12 protein-coding genes are annotated in these 13,246 nt (G+C 67.9%); 4 read left to right on the top strand and 8 right to left on the bottom strand.

What is annotated here, in order from left to right:
* Positions 1-4 precede the first annotated feature (4 nt).
* Together ACN20X_RS04605 and ACN20X_RS04600 are read right to left on the bottom strand one after the other, a co-directional pair.
* Complete coding sequence (locus tag ACN20X_RS04605; RefSeq protein ID WP_013804518.1) at positions 5-595, bottom strand: TetR/AcrR family transcriptional regulator; 591 nt, start codon at positions 593-595, stop codon at positions 5-7.
* A gap of 81 nt (positions 596-676) precedes the next feature.
* The gene (locus tag ACN20X_RS04600) at positions 677-1,168 is read right to left on the bottom strand and encodes an Lrp/AsnC family transcriptional regulator (protein ID WP_473210323.1); all 492 of its coding nucleotides are present in this window, start codon (positions 1,166-1,168) and stop codon (positions 677-679) included.
* A 143-nt stretch (positions 1,169-1,311) separates the two neighbouring features.
* Between ACN20X_RS04600 and ACN20X_RS04595 the strand changes: the two genes are divergently transcribed.
* Positions 1,312-2,757 (top strand): L-lactate permease, encoded by a 1,446-nt coding sequence (locus ACN20X_RS04595; RefSeq protein WP_473210322.1) that lies wholly within the window; start codon positions 1,312-1,314, stop codon positions 2,755-2,757.
* A gap of 68 nt (positions 2,758-2,825) precedes the next feature.
* On the opposite strand, the gene ACN20X_RS04590 is transcribed toward ACN20X_RS04595, so the two are convergent.
* Together ACN20X_RS04590 and dkgB are read right to left on the bottom strand one after the other, a co-directional pair.
* Positions 2,826-4,505 carry a long-chain-fatty-acid--CoA ligase gene (locus ACN20X_RS04590; RefSeq protein WP_047217875.1) on the bottom strand — a complete coding sequence of 560 codons (1,680 nt, stop codon included), beginning with the start codon at positions 4,503-4,505 and terminating at the stop codon, positions 2,826-2,828.
* A 158-nt stretch (positions 4,506-4,663) separates the two neighbouring features.
* A complete protein-coding gene (gene dkgB, locus ACN20X_RS04585; protein ID WP_016449827.1) occupies positions 4,664-5,485 on the bottom strand; it encodes a 2,5-didehydrogluconate reductase DkgB in 822 nt (273 codons plus the stop codon).
* A gap of 141 nt (positions 5,486-5,626) precedes the next feature.
* Here dkgB and ACN20X_RS04580 point away from each other — a divergent pair, with 141 nt between their 5' ends.
* The 3 genes from ACN20X_RS04580 (at position 5,627) to ACN20X_RS04570 (ending at position 8,881) form a co-directional block, all read left to right on the top strand.
* Positions 5,627-6,520: a LysR family transcriptional regulator gene (locus ACN20X_RS04580; RefSeq protein ID WP_016449828.1), complete on the top strand. Its 894-nt coding sequence runs from the start codon at positions 5,627-5,629 to the stop codon at positions 6,518-6,520.
* Positions 6,521-6,656: 136 nt separating this feature from the next.
* Complete coding sequence (locus ACN20X_RS04575; RefSeq protein WP_016449829.1) at positions 6,657-7,910, top strand: M20 aminoacylase family protein; 1,254 nt, start codon at positions 6,657-6,659, stop codon at positions 7,908-7,910.
* Positions 7,907-8,881 carry a tripartite tricarboxylate transporter substrate binding protein gene (locus ACN20X_RS04570; RefSeq protein WP_016449830.1) on the top strand — a complete coding sequence of 325 codons (975 nt, stop codon included), beginning with the start codon at positions 7,907-7,909 and terminating at the stop codon, positions 8,879-8,881. The genes ACN20X_RS04575 and ACN20X_RS04570 overlap by 4 nt, the downstream gene beginning before the upstream one ends.
* Before the next feature lie 28 nt (positions 8,882-8,909).
* Here ACN20X_RS04570 and ACN20X_RS04565 read toward each other — a convergent pair whose 3' ends face one another.
* The 4 genes from ACN20X_RS04565 to tkt form a co-directional block, all read right to left on the bottom strand.
* Positions 8,910-9,269: a tRNA-binding protein gene (locus tag ACN20X_RS04565; RefSeq protein ID WP_016449831.1), complete on the bottom strand. Its 360-nt coding sequence runs from the start codon at positions 9,267-9,269 to the stop codon at positions 8,910-8,912.
* Between the two features lie 54 nt (positions 9,270-9,323).
* Positions 9,324-9,860: a CcdC protein domain-containing protein gene (locus tag ACN20X_RS04560; protein WP_016449832.1), complete on the bottom strand. Its 537-nt coding sequence runs from the start codon at positions 9,858-9,860 to the stop codon at positions 9,324-9,326.
* Between the two features lie 124 nt (positions 9,861-9,984).
* Complete coding sequence (gene gap, locus ACN20X_RS04555; protein ID WP_012202871.1) at positions 9,985-10,986, bottom strand: type I glyceraldehyde-3-phosphate dehydrogenase; 1,002 nt, start codon at positions 10,984-10,986, stop codon at positions 9,985-9,987.
* Positions 10,987-11,095: 109 nt separating this feature from the next.
* The gene (gene tkt / locus ACN20X_RS04550; RefSeq protein WP_133073468.1) at positions 11,096-13,141 is read right to left on the bottom strand and encodes a transketolase; all 2,046 of its coding nucleotides are present in this window, start codon (positions 13,139-13,141) and stop codon (positions 11,096-11,098) included.
* Positions 13,142-13,246: the final 105 nt, after the last annotated feature.

Raw genomic sequence — 13,246 nt, 5'->3', positions numbered from 1 at the left:
CCGGCTATTGCGCCTGCAGCGCCATGTCGACCACGTCGACCACATCCATCAGGCACTGGCGGCGCTGCGGCGCGCTGCTGCCCTTGCCCAGCACGCGCAGGCCCTGCACGGTGTTCAGGACGAAGCGCGCCAGGGCGCGCGGCTTTTTGCTGTCAGTGATGTCGCCTTCCTGCTGGCCGCGCAGGATGAGCTTTTCCAGCGCCTTTTGCAGGCGCTGGAAGTTGCCGGCCACCCTCTCGGCCACGGCCTCGTCATGGCCGGCCAGCTCCAGCGCGGCATTGGCGACCAGGCAGCCCCGGCGCCCGGCATCGCTCAATTCGTCCTGCACGATGCGCAGCAGCAGCTGCCGCACCAGGTCCCGGGCGCGTCCCGGGCCGGACAGCAGTTCCACGTTGGAGGTGGTCACGGCCTCATAGCGGCGCAGCGCATGCTGGAACAGCCCCTGCTTGTTCTCGAAGGTGCCGTACAGGCTGCTGCGCGACAGGCCCGTGCCGTCCACCAGGTCCTGCACCGAGGTGGCCGCGTAGCCGCGCTGCCAGAACACCTGCATGGCGGCGTCTGCAATGTCATCGGGGTCGAAGTCCTTGGTGCGCATGGTGGCTCATTGAATTGGAACGATCATTCCATTCAATGTAGGCGGCCGTTTAGCGGCTGTCAAGATTGCGCCAAAGGGCCTTCACTCGCAGGGAATTTCCAGCCCGACCTTCACGCGGTCCAGCGCCACGATGGTCTTGAACCATTTGACGTTGGAGTTCTCGGCGAACAGGCGCCGCGCCAGCGCCTCGTACTCCTGCATGGTGGCCACGGTGAGGACGAGCACGAAGTCCACCTCGCCCGTGACGTAGTAGCACTGCTGGACCTCGGGCACGGCGAAGTGCGATTTCATGGCGTTGAGCGCATCGATGCTGGTGCGCTCGGTCATGACCTCCACGATGATGGTGATGGGCCGGCCCACGCGCGTGGGGTCCACGGTGGCGGCCTGGCCGGTGATCACGCCTTCGGCCTGCATGCGCTTGAGCCGGCGCTGCACGGCGGCCGTGGACAGGTTGACCTGCTCGGCCAGCAGGCGCAGCGGCACCGTGCTGTCGCGCTGGACGATGGCCAGGATGGCGCGGTCGAAGCCGTCCAGATCGGCCAGGTGTGCAGGGTGGGCGGTGTGCTTGGTCATGGGAAGCGAGGATTTTTGGAGGGTGAGAAATTTTCTCGCAAACACCCTCAATTCAGAGACCAAAAAACAGGTGCTGCGAAATAGTATTTCGTCGTTTTCCGCATCCAACGCATGCGGACCTGCCTGCCGAGAAAGCCCATCCCATGGCCACCCTGCTCCACCTGTCTCCCGTGTTTCTTGTGATGTCCATGCTCATGGTTTTGCGCCGCCCGCCTGTGCAGGCGGCCATGGCCGGGGCGGCGCTGGTCGCCCTGCTGTGGCTGGTCGATGCCTGGATGGCGAAGGGCACCGCCGCTTCCGGCGCCGCCCTGGCCGCAGCGCGCGACACGGGCGTGCTGTTCCTGAGCACGGCCTTCGTGATCGTGCCGGGCCTGGGTTTCGTGATCCTCATCGAACGCATGGGCGTGAACCAGGCGCTGAGCCAGTGGGTGCGCTCGCTGGGCCTGGGGCCGGCCGATCAGGTGGTGTTCATCGTGCTGGGCCTGGCGCCGCTGCTGGAGGCGATGACGGGTTTTGGCGTGTCGCTGATCGCCACCGTGCCGCTGCTGCTGAGCCTGTTCGAGCGGCGCGCCGCACTGCGCATGGCGCTGGCGGGCATGGCCATCATGCCCTGGGGCACGCTGGGCCTGGCCACGGTGATCGGAGCCTCGCTGGCCCATGTGGATGCGGCCGCGCTGGCCGCTGTGTCCTCGCTGACCAGCGCGCCGGTGTTCCTGGTGCTGGGCGCCCTGTCCCTGCACCTGGCAGGCGAGCGCGGTGCGCGGGCCTGGCTGCTGCTGGGCGGCTTTGGCCTGCTGTTCGTGGTCGTGCTGCATGGCATCAGCCGCTGGCTGGGCCCCGAGGTGGCGGGCGTGGGCGCGGGCTTTGCGGTTGCGCTGGGCATGCTGGTGCGCGCGCTGCTGCTGCGCGGCACGGCCCAGGCGGCACCCGGCTGGCCGCGCCAGGCCTGGCCGTATCTGGCGCTCGCCCTTGCCATCGTGCTGCTCAAGCTGCTGGCCCTGGCCACGCAGTGGGACCAGCGCTGGATCGTGCAGGGCGCCCAGGTGGCCTGGAAGCCGCTGGCCTCGCCGGGCGTGGCGCTGACCCTGGTGCTGGCACTGCTGCTGGCGCGCGGGGCCGGCCGTGGCGTTGCCCTGGCTGGTGCTCTGGCCGCCCGCGCCAAGCGCCCGCTGCTGACCATCTTCTTCTTTCTGGCCATGTCCCAGATGATGGTCAAGGCCGGTTTCCTGTCCGGCCTGGTGCAGCTGCTGGCCGAACTGGCGCCTGCGGCCCTGGCGCCCATCGTGGCGGCCTTCGGTGCGCTGGCCGGCTACATGACGGGCTCCAACGTGGGCGGCAACGCGATCTTCATGCCCGCCATCGCCCTGCTGCCCGAGTCCTCGCGCCTGCTGCTGGCCGCCGTGCACAACAGCGCCGCCGGGCATGCGGCGCTGGGCTCTTTGTCCATCGTGATGCTGGTGCTGGGCCTGGCACGGACCACCGCGCAGGAAGAAGGCGAGCTGGTGCGCTTCGGCTTTGCGCTGGCCTGCCTCAATGCGGCGGCCGTGGCGCTGGCGGCGCTGGCCCTGGCGGGTCCGGGCGTGTTCTGAAGACGTGTTCCCTCCCAATGGAAAGAGGCGCCGCAGCGCCTCTTTGCAAACACGGCAAGCCGCCCGCGCTACTTGCTGTCGCGCAGCTCCCGGCGCAGGATCTTGCCGACCGGGGTCTTGGGCAGTTCGGTGCGGAATTCGATCACGCGCGGCCGCTTGTAGCCCGTGAGGTTGTCGTGGCAGAAATCGCGTACGGCCTGCTCGGTGAGGCTGTCGTCCCTGCGCACGATGACCAGCTTGACGGCCTCGCCGGTCTTCTCGTCGGGCACGCCGACCACGGCGCATTCGAGCACGCCGGGGCAGTTGGAGACCACGTCTTCCACTTCGTTGGGATAGACGTTGAAGCCGCTGACCAGGACCATGTCCTTCTTGCGGTCCACGATCTTGAAGTAGCCGCGCTCGTCCATGGTGCCGATGTCGCCGGTGCGGAAATATCCGTCGGCGGTGAAGACCTTGGCGGTTTCGTCGGGGCGCTGCCAGTAGGCGGCCATGACCTGCGGGCCCTTGATGGCGACCTCGCCGCGCTCGCCGATGGTGGTCACGTCGTTTCCTTCGTCATCGACGAGCTTCATCCAGGTGCTGGGCAGGGGCACGCCGATGGTGCCCGAGAACTCGGTGGAGGTGACGGGGTTGCAGCTGACCGAGGGACTGGTCTCCGACAGGCCGTAGCCCTCGCAGATGGGGCAGCCGGTCTTTTGCAGCCACAGCTGGGCCACGGCGCTTTGCACCGCCATGCCGCCGCCGACCGAGACCTTCAGGTGCGACCAGTCCACGGTGTTGAAGTCCGGGTGGTTGGCCAGGCCGTTGAACAGCGTGCTCACGGCCGGGAAGCTGTGAAAGCGCTGCGTGGACAGTTCCTTGAGCGTGGCCTTGAGGTCGCGCGGATTGGGAATCAGGATGGTTTTGCCGCCCGTGCGCATGGACAGCATCATGTTCACCGTGAAGGCGAAGATGTGGTACAGCGGCAGCGCGCAGATGCTGGTGGGCTGCTCGCCGGCCGGCACCTTGCCCATGGCGGGCTGGTTCCAGGCCTCGGACTGCAGCACGTTGGCGATGATGTTGCTGTGCAGCAGCACCGCGCCCTTGCTCACGCCCGTGGTGCCGCCCGTGTACTGCAGCAGGGCCATGTCGGAGGCCTGCAGCTGCGGCGCCTGGAAGGGCGAGCGCATGCCCTTGGCCAGCGCGTCGTTGAAGCGCACGGCCCCCGGCAGCGAGAACGGCGGCACCAGCTTCTTGACCTTGCGCACCACGTAATTGACGATGGCGCCCTTGAGCATGCCCAGCTGGTCGCCCATGGTGCACAGCACCATGTGCTGCACGGGCGTGGCGGCCTTGCAGGCCTGCAGCGTATGGGCGAAGTTCTCGATGATGACGATGGCCTTGGCGCCCGAGTCCTTGAGCTGGTGCTCCAGTTCGCGCGCCGTGTACAGCGGGTTGACGTTGACGACCACGAAACCGGCGCGCAGCACGGCGGCCACGGCCACGGGGTACTGGGGCACGTTGGGCATCATCAGCGCCACGCGGTCGCCGCGCGCCAGGCCCAGGCTCTGCAGATAGGCAGCGAAGGCGCGGCTTTGCGCATCGACCTGGGAGTAGGTCAGCTCCTTGCCCATGAAGGAATAGGCCACACGGTCCGCGTAGCGGCTGAAGGCCTCCTCCATCAGGGCCACCAGCGAAGGGTATTGGGAGGGATCGATGTCGGCGGGCACACCTGCCGGATAGGCACCCAGCCATGGGCGGTCACTCATGCTGCTTGTCTCCTGGTTGTCTCGACTAATCGTGCATTCTCATAAAAAGCACGGTCGTTCGATACTGTGATAACCCTAGTACTACCCCTAGGGTCCGCATTGCGTTGCTCCAGGTCAAAGCTCGCCGGGCCGCCCAGGCCCTCCGTCACGACCGCGGTTCAATCCCAGGCCGGAGCCAGCCCGTCTGGGCTGACCTGGCGGTCGCCGCGCTCCAGCGCGGCGATGCGCTGCATGTCTTCGGCGCCCAGCACCAGCTGGCAGCTGTCCAGGTTGGCCTGCAGGTGGGCGCGCCGGGTGGACGAGGGAATGACGGCATAGCCCATGGCCATGGTCCAGGCCAGCGCCACCTGGGCGGGCGTGGCGCCGCGGGCGGCGGCGATGTCGGCCAGCACGGGATCGGCCAGCAGCCTGCCGTAGCCCAGCGTCATGTACGAGGTGGTGTGGATACCCTGCTGGCGTGCGAAGTCGGTGACGGCGCGGTTTTGCAGATAGGGGCTGAGCTCGATCTGGTTGGTGGCGATGTTCGCGGCGCCCACGGCGGCGATGGACTGCTGCAGCAGCGCGATGTTGAAGTTGGACACGCCGATGTGGCGCGTCAGCCCCTGCTCCCTGGCGCGCATGAGGGCGCCCAGGCTGTCCTCCAGCGGCACGCTGCGCGAAGGCCAGTGGATCAGCGTCAGCTCCACATGGTCGGTGCGCAGGGCTTCAAGGCTGCGCTCCAGGCTGGGGATCAGCGCGTCGGCGGACAGGTTCTCGGTCCAGATCTTGGTGGTGAGGAACAGCTGATCGCGCGGCACGGCGCTGGCGGCGATGGCGGCCCCCACATCGGCCTCGTTGCCGTAGATCTGGGCGGTGTCGATGGCGCGGTAGCCCACTTCCAGGGCCTGGCCCACGGAGTGGCGCACCACCTCGTCCTTGAGGCGGAAGGTGCCCAGGCCGAACGCGGGCACCACGGAAGCGAGAGAGGCAGTCGATGTCATGCAGGTCTTTCAAAAAAGCAAACAAGGCGCGGAACAACGCCTCGAAGACTGCAGTCTGGCGCGTTCACGCTTGCAGATAAAGCCTGGTATCAGCAGAAAATATTTGACGCTCCAGCAACAATTGCGCCAAGCTGGCGCCCCATGAAAACCACGCTGGACGAACTGCAGGCCTTTCGCGCCGTGATCGACTGCGGCAGCATCACGGCGGCGGCCGAGCAGTTGGGACAGACCACCTCGGGCATCAGCCGCAGCCTGTCGCGCCTGGAGAAAAAGCTGGCCACCACCTTGGTGCGGCGCACCACGCGCAGCCTGGAGCTGACCGAGGAAGGCGCGCGCTTCCTGGCCCGCACGCGCGAGGTGCTGCAGGCCCTGGACGCGGCCGAGGAGGAACTGGCCGCGCGCCGTGAGGCGCCGGCCGGGCTGCTGCGCGTCAACGCGGCCTCGCCCTTCATGCTGCATGCCATCGTGCCGCTGGTCGGCGAGTTCCGCGCGCTCTATCCGCTGATCACGCTGGAGCTGAACACCGATGACCTGCACATCGACCTGCTGGCCCAGCGCACCGACATCGCCATCCGCATCGGCGAGCTGCGCGACTCCACGCTGCATGCGCGACTGCTGTGCCACAGCCTGCTGCGCGTGCTGGCCAGCCCCGCCTACCTGCAGGCCCATGGCCCCGTGGCGAGCGTGGCCGCGCTGGCGCGCCACCAGCGCATCGGCAACAGCCAGGTGCCGGGCCTGAACCACTGGCCGCTGCGCACGCCCGAGGGCGGCGACCGCTGGGATGCCGCGCCCCAGCTCACGGCCTCCAGCGGCGAGACCATGCGCCAGCTGGCCCTGGCCGGCCAGGGCGTGGTCTGCCTGGCCGACTTCATGACCGTGCGAGACCGCGCCCAGGGCGAGCTGGTGCAGGTGCTGGCGCGCGAGACCGTGCAGCAGCGCCAGCCCATCCACGCCGTCTACTACCGCAACACGGCGCTGGCCGCGCGCATCACGGCCTTCCTGGACTTTCTCGCGCAGCGCATGGCGCAGTCCTGAGGGCCCTGTGACGACGTCCGCCTGAACGGCTTGATCGGCCCGTTCGGCTTGTGCATGCAGGGCGCATGCATATGCGTTTTGCTTCGTTGCCGCAGGGCTGGCGGTTTTACAGAATCCGGGATTCGCCGCAGCAGGCATGGGCCGGCTGCGGCCGGAGACCGTCTTGCCCCACCTGATCGAAAGCTTTGCCGACATGGCGCCCTTCGTGGCCCTGCGGCGCGACCTGCATGCCCACCCTGAGCTGGGCTTCGAGGAACACCGCACCTCGGCCATCGTGGCCGAACGCCTGGCCGCCTGGGGCGTGGAGGTGCACACCGGCCTGGCCGGCACGGGCGTGGTGGGCGTGGTGCACGGCAGGCATACGTACGCACGCCACGGCACGCGCACCATCGGCCTGCGCGCCGACCTGGATGCGCTGCCGCTGCAGGAAGAAAACCGGTTCGCCCACCGCTCGCAGCACGCAGGCCGCATGCATGCCTGCGGCCATGACGGCCACACCACCATGCTGCTGGCCGCGGCCTGGCATCTGGCACGCACGCGCGACTTCGCGGGCACGGTGCACCTGATCTTTCAGCCCGCCGAAGAGATGGGCAAGGCCGGCGCACGCAGGATGATCGACGAAGGCCTGTTCGAGCGCTTCCCCTGCGATGCGGTCTTCGCACTGCACAACTTCGCGCTGGACCGCGTGGGCAGCTTCGCGCTCAACCCGGGCGCGCTCATGGCCTCCAGCAACACCTTCCGCATCGTGCTGCATGGGCAGGGCACGCATGCCTCGCTGCCGCACACGGGCACCGATCCGGTGGCCGCCACCATTGATCTGGCCCAGCAGCTGCAGACCCTGGTCGCGCGCCATGTGGATTCGCGCGAACGCGCACTGCTGGCGGTCACGCAGATCCAGGGCTCGGACGCGCCCAACGTGATTCCCGACAGCGCCTGGGTGGGCGGCACGGTGCGCACCTTCTCCGTGGCGGCGCTGGACATCCTCGAAGCCGCCCTGCGCCGCCAGGCCGAGCACACGGCCTTGGCCCATGGCTGCAGGGCCGAGATCCATTTCCGGCGCGCCTCGCCGCCCCTGGTCAACCACGCGGCCGAGGCCGCCTTCGCCGCCGCCGTGATGCGCGAGATCGCGGGCGACGACGCCGTGGACACGCAGTTCCCCGGCGTGCTGGCGGCCGAGGACTTCGCCCACATGCTGCAGGCGCGCCCCGGCTGCTACGCCTTCATCGGCAACGGCCAGGGCGATCACCGACTGCCCGGCCATGGCGACGGCCCCTGCCTGATCCACAACCGCTCCTACGACTTCAACGACGACATCCTTGCCATCGGCGCCAGCTACTTCGTGCGGCTGGTGGAGCGGTGGCTTGCCGTCACCCAGGAAACTTCCCCATGAAAACCTCTCACCCTTCTCCCGTCACCCGCCGCGTTCTGCTGGCAGCAGCCCTGGCCCTGGGACTGGCACCGGCCGTGCATGCCGAACGCGTGATCCGCATCGTCGTGCCCTTCGGCGCGGGCGCCACGCAGGACACGGTGGCACGCACCTTCAGCAATGAACTGGGCCAGGCCCTGGGCGCCACCGTGGTGGTGGAAAACCGGGCGGGCGCGGGTGGCAGCGTGGGCACGGCCCAGGTGGCCAAGTCCGCGCCGGACGGCAACACCCTGGTGCTGGCTGCGGCCAGCCACAACCTGGCCGGCCATCTGTACGCGAAGCTGCCCTATGACCCGCTCAAGGACTTCGTGGGCGTGTCTTTCCTGGGCCGCACGGGCTATGTGGTGGGCGTGCCGGCCGCCTCGGGCGTGCAGACCCTGGGCGAGCTGCTGCAGCGCGCCAGGGCCCAGCCCGGCCAGCTCAACTATGCGTCGGCCGGCAATGGCAGCGCCTCGCACCTGGCCTCGGCCTCGCTGGCCGCGCAGGCGGGCGTCAAGCTGCAGCACATCCCCATGAAATCCACGGGCGACGCCACGACCGAACTGCTGGCCGGCCGCGTGCAGCTGGTCACGGGCGCCACCATCGGCATGCTGGCCTTCCAGAAGGACCCGCGCGTCAAACTGCTGGCCTACTCGGGCCAGCAACGGTCGCGCTTCCTGCCCGATCTGCCCACGGTGGCCGAGTCCGGCGTGCCCGGCTATGCCTTCGACTCCTGGCTGGGCCTGCTGGCACCGGCCGGCACGCCGCCCGCCGAAGTGGAGCGCATCAACGCCGCCGTGCGCAAGGTGCTGGCCGAGCCCGTGGTCCAGGAGCGCCTGGCCCGCGTGGGCGTGGAAGCCGCCACCCTGCCGGCCGCCGAATTCCAGCGCCTGCTCAAGGACGACTGGGAAGCGTCCGGGCGCATCGTCAAGGCGGCCGACGTGCGCATCGAATAGTCACCCAGGCCAACAGTCACCCAGGCCGTCACAGCAGCTTGGTACCCAGCGGCACCTCGCGGTCGGGCACGCACAGCGCCACCTCGCCGTTCTCGTTGTGGAATCCCGTGACCAGGCATTCCGAGCGCATGGGCCCGATCTGCTTGCTGGGAAAGTTCAGCACAGCCACCACCTGGCGGCCTATCAGTTCCTCGGGCCGGTACAGCGCCGTGATCTGGGCGCTGGACTTGCGCAGGCCCAGCGCCGGGCCGAAGTCGACCTGCAGCACATAGGCGGGGCGGCGCGCCTCCTTGAACACCTGGGCGTCCACGATGCGGCCCACGCGCAGCTCCACCTTGAGGAAGTCGTCAAAGCCAATGGTCTCGTGCAATGCGGATGAAGTAGTCATGCGGCCATGATGCCGCGCCGCCGGTGCCGGCTTTGTCGAGCAACGCTTGCAGTGCTAGACCTGGGCCGCCTCGCGCGCCCGCTTGGCGGCCAGCACGCGCTGGCGCCAGCGATACAGCGCAATCGCATAGCCCGTGCTGTGCCCCGCCATGAGCCCGAACACCGACAGTGTGAGCGGACTGGCAATGAACCCATGCAGGCCGGTATCGGCGCCCGGCGACAGCCAGGCCAGTTGCACCACGCGCCAGGCGATGCGCGCCAGGAACAGCAGGGACAGGGCAATGCCCAGATGGGTATGAGGCGTGTAGTACAGGCCCTGTGGAGTCGGTTCGAGCTGCGTGCGCGACCAGGCCCAGCGCGACAGCAGCCCGCCGCAGACCAGCCCGCCGCCCAGCGCCGCCAGCGCAGGCCAGTGGCCCCAGGCGACCCAGCTCACCAGGCCCAGCAGCACGGTGTAGATGCCCAGCGTGATCCAGGGCCGGTACTTGTTCGTGCGCTGGCGCCCCACGAGCCGCCGGTAACGCGCGTGCAGGCGCCAGACCAGCAGGGGCAGCAGCACGATCAGCGTGGTGGAACTCGCGTGGACAGCCATGGGAACCTCCGGTGTGGCGCACAAGCCGCCAGTGTCGCAGCTTCCATGAAAAAGGCCGGCATCGCGTCCGATGCCGGCCTGGTGCAGGGCCCGTCGACAGGCCCCGCAGCGGTTCGCGCCAGGATTACTTGGCGGCGACCACGCGCACCATTTCCAGGCACTTGTTCGAGTAGCCCCACTCGTTGTCGTACCAGGACACGACCTTCACGAAGGTCTTGTCCAGGGCGATGCCGGCTTCGGCATCGAACACCGAGGTGCAGGACTCGCCGCGGAAGTCCGTGGCCACGACCTTGTCTTCGGTGTAGCCCAGCACGCCCTTGAGCGCGCCTTGCGACTGGGCCTTCATTTCGGCGCAGATCTCTTCGTAGCTGGCTTCGCTGTTCAGCTCCACCGTCAGGTCCACCACCGACACGTCGGAGGTGGGCACGCGGAAGGACATGCCGGTCAGCTTCTTGTTGAGCTCGGGAATCACCACGCCCACGGCCTTGGCTGCGCCCGTGCTGGAGGGAATGATGTTTTCCAGGATGCCGCGGCCGCCGCGCCAGTCCTTGTTGCTGGGGCCGTCCACGGTCTTTTGGGTGGCGGTGGCAGCGTGCACGGTAGTCATCAGGCCGCGCTTGATGCCCCACTTGTCGTTGAGCACCTTGGCCACGGGAGCCAGGCAGTTGGTGGTGCAGGAGGCGTTGGAGATCACGTCCTGGCCAGCGTAGGTCTTGCAGTTCACGCCGAAGACGAACATCGGGGTGCTGTCCTTGGAAGGCGCGGACATGATGACCTTCTTGGCGCCGGCAGCCAGGTGCTTGCGTGCGGTCTCGTCGGTCAGGAACAGGCCGGTTGCCTCGATCACGATGTCGGCGCCGACTTCGTTCCACTTCAGGTTGGCGGGGTCGCGCTCCTGCGTCAGGCGGATGGTCTTGCCGTTGACGATCAGGTTGGAGCCCTCCACCGAGACCTCGCCCTTGAAACGGCCGTGCACGCTGTCGTACTTGAGCATGTAGGCCAGGTAGTCGGGCTCGAGCAGGTCGTTGATGCCCACGACTTCGATGTCGCTGAAGTTCTGCACGGCAGCGCGGAACACCATGCGGCCGATGCGGCCGAAGCCGTTGATACCGATCTTGATCGTCATATTTGCCTCTTGGATTGACGGATTGCGAAAAACGGAAAAACTGAAACGGTGAGGGCCAGGCCGGGCCTGGCGGGCGGCAAAAAGGGGCCACAGGCCCCTTCTCGCAGCTTTACTTGCCGGCGCGCTGCAGCGCAGCCTGCACGGTGTCGGCCACGTTCTCGGCCGTGAAGCCGAAGTGCTTGAACAGCACGGGCGCGGGGGCCGATTCGCCGTAGGTGTCGATGCCGACGACGGCGGCGCAGCCGTACTTCCACCAGAAGTCGGTCACGCCCATTTCCACAGCGATGCGCGGCAGGTTGGCCGGCAGCACCTGGCTCTTGTACTTGGCGTCCTGCTTGTCGAAGGTGGTGGTGCTGGGCATGGAGACCACGCGCACGGCGACCTTGCGCTCGGCCAGCAGCTTCTGGGCGGCCAGGGCCAGCTGCACTTCGGAGCCGGTGGCGATGATGACGGCCTGGGCCTTCTTGTTCAGGCCGACGGCCTTGGGTTCGGACAGCACGTAGGCGCCGCAGGCGATGTCGTCCAGCGCGTCTTCGGTCTTGGCTGCGTAGGCCAGGTTCTGGCGCGACAGCAGCAGGGCCGTGGGCTTGTTCTTCTGGCTCAGGGCCACGGTCCAGGCGACGGCGGTTTCCGTGGTGTCGGCAGGGCGCCAGACATCCAGGCCCGGGATCAGGCGCAGCGAGGCGGCGTGCTCGATGGACTGGTGGGTGGGGCCGTCTTCGCCCAGGCCGATGGAGTCGTGCGTGAAGACATGGACCACGCGCTGCTTCATCAGCGCGGCCATGCGGATGGCGTTGCGGCTGTAGTCGCTGAAGGTCAGGAAGGTGCCTGCGTAGGGGATGTAGCCGCCATGCAGGGCGATGCCGTTCATGATGGCGGCCATGCCGAACTCGCGCACACCGTAGTTGATGTGGCGGCCGATCTTGCCGTCTTCGGTCAGGACCACGGCACCCTTGTCGTCCACGCGCAGCGAAGGCGTGCTCTTGGTGTTGGTCAGGTTGGAGCCGGTCAGGTCGGCCGAGCCGCCCAGCAGTTCTGGCAGGGCTGCGGTCAGGCCCTCCAGGGCCAGCTGGCTGGCCTTGCGGCTGGCCACGGTGGCGCCTGCGTCATGCGCGGCGGAGGCGATCTGCGCGGCGATCTCGCCGAAGTTGGCGGGCAGGTCACCGGCCATGCGGCGCTTGAATTCGGCAGCCAGTTCGGGGAAGGCCTTGGCGTAGGCGGCGAACTTCTTGTTCCAGGCCGCTTCGGCCTTGGCGCCGGCGGCCTTGGCATCCCAGTCGCCGTAGACGCTGGCGGGGATGTCGAAGGGACCGTGCTCCCAGCCCAGGGCCGCGCGGGTCAGCGCGATTTCCTCGGCGCCCAGGGGCTCGCCGTGGGCCTTGGCCGTGTCCTGGCGGTTGGGCGAGCCCTTGCCGATGCTGGTCTTGCAGCAGATCAGCGTGGGCTTGTCGCTGCTCTTCTTGGCGGCAGCGATGGCGGCATCGATGGCCTGCACGTTGTGGCCGTCCACGTCGCGCACCACGTTCCAGCCATAGGCTTCGAAGCGGGCGGGCGTGTTGTCGATGAACCAGGGGGCGACCTTGCCGTCGATGGAGATGCCGTTGTCGTCGTACAGCGCCACCAGCTTGCCCAGCTTCCAGGCGCCGGCCAGGGCCGCGGCCTCGTGGCTGATGCCTTCCATCAGGCAGCCGTCACCCAGGAACACGTAGGTGTGGTGGTCGACGATGGCGTGGCCTGCGCGGTTGAACTCGGCGGCCAGCAGCTTTTCGGCCAGCGCGAAGCCCACGGCATTGGTGATGCCCTGGCCCAGCGGGCCGGTGGTGGTTTCCACGCCGGGGGTGATGCCCACTTCGGGGTGGCCGGCCGTCTTGCTGTGCAGCTGGCGGAAGTTCTTGAGTTCGTCGATCGGCAGCGCGTAGCCCGTGAGGTGCAGCAGCGCGTAGATCAGCATGGAGCCGTGGCCGTTGGACAGGATGAAGCGGTCACGGTCAGCCCATTGCGGGTTGACGGGGTTGTGCTTGAGGTGACGGCTCCACAGTGCCACGGCCATGTCGGCCATGCCCATGGGGGCGCCGGGGTGGCCGGAGTTGGCTTGTTGAACGGCATCCATTGCGAGTGCGCGGATCGCATTCGCCATTTGTTGAGTGTTGGCCATCAGGGCGCTCCGTGAAGGAGGGGGTAATCAGAGTAAGCCGGCTATTTTAAAGGACGCGGGTTTTCGGCTCCCGCGCGCGGGGCAATGGCCGCTGGCAATGGTCTA

The organism is Delftia sp. PX-1, assembly GCF_055797465.1.
The sequence above is the reverse complement of the archived record's forward strand: the minus strand, read 5'-3'. Positions and strand labels throughout refer to the sequence as shown.